The 1,132-nt window shown below is 67.0% G+C and carries 1 protein-coding gene and 1 pseudogene; both read left to right on the top strand.

Annotated elements, in window-relative coordinates; all coding sequences use genetic code 11:
- Positions 1 to 221, top strand: a pseudogene (locus tag U1737_RS20570) (bifunctional diaminohydroxyphosphoribosylaminopyrimidine deaminase/5-amino-6-(5-phosphoribosylamino)uracil reductase RibD); the annotation flags it as partial.
- A 33-nt stretch (positions 222 to 254) separates the two neighbouring features.
- Entirely contained in the window at positions 255 to 1,130 is an 876-nt protein-coding gene (locus U1737_RS20575) for an SLC13 family permease (RefSeq protein WP_332798084.1), read from the top strand.
- Positions 1,131 to 1,132 lie beyond the last annotated feature (2 nt).

Here is a 1,132-nt window from a genome sequence, read left to right on the forward strand (position 1 = left end):
GGGCTGACCTGGTCGACCGCCTGCTGCTCTATCGCGCGCCCATTCTGGTTGGAAACGGCCGCACGCTGCCCGATATCGGCCTGAGCGACCTGGCCGCGGCGCATGGCCGCTGGGCGTTGCACGATTCGCGGCGGCTTGGCAGCGACCGAGTCGAGGTTTACGAGCGCGGCAATGGCAGTGCCGCGTCGGAAAATGCGGCAACCGGTTTTCCGCTCCAATGAGGCGGCCCCAATGAGGCGGCGAGGAAGGTCCTAGTGTTCACCGGCATCATCACTGACATCGGGACGATCGAGCGCGTCGAGGCGCTGGCCGATACGCGCGTGCGGATTTCGACCCGCTATGACCTGACGACGGTCGATCTGGGCGCCTCGATCGCCTGTTCGGGCGTGTGCCTGACGGTGGTCGACAAATCGGCTGCCGGGACGCCCGGCTGGTTCGCAGTGGATGTCTCGGGCGAAACCATCTCGCGCACCGCATCGGGGCAATGGTCCGAGGGGCGGCGTCTCAACCTGGAGCGCGCGCTGCGGCTCGGCAATTCCAAACGCGGCTGGTTGCCGATCCTGATCCTCGCGGTTGCAATGACCGCCACGGCGACGGGATATGTGCCCGTGGCGGTGGCCTTTTTCGCGGCGGCCGGCCTCGTCATGATCACTGGTGCGCTGCCGGTGCGTGAGGCCTATGACCATGTCGAATGGCCGATCCTGATCATGCTCGGCGCACTGATCCCGGTCAGCGAATCGCTTCGCACCACGGGCGCGTCGGACGTCATTGCGACGGGGCTTGCCCATGTTGCGGCGACCTTGCCGGCCTGGGGTGCGGTGGCATTGATCCTGGTCGCGGCGATGGCAGTGACGCCGTTCCTCAACAATGCCGCAACCGTGCTGGTGATGGCGCCGATCGCCGCGGTCTTCGCGCACGATCTCGGCTACCGGCCGGAGGCGTTCCTGATCGCCACCGCGATCGGCGCCGGGTGCGATTTCCTCACCCCGATCGGGCACCAGTGCAACACGCTCGTGTTCGGCCCGGGCGGGTACAAGTTCGGCGACTATGCCCGGCTCGGCGCGCCGCTATCGCTGCTTGTCGTGCTGGTCGGGACGCCGCTGGTGATGTGGACCTGGCCGCTGCATTGATG

It is taken from the genome of Sphingomonas fucosidasi, assembly GCF_036663855.1.
GTDB classification, from domain to species: Bacteria; Pseudomonadota; Alphaproteobacteria; order Sphingomonadales; family Sphingomonadaceae; genus Sphingomonas; species Sphingomonas faeni_B.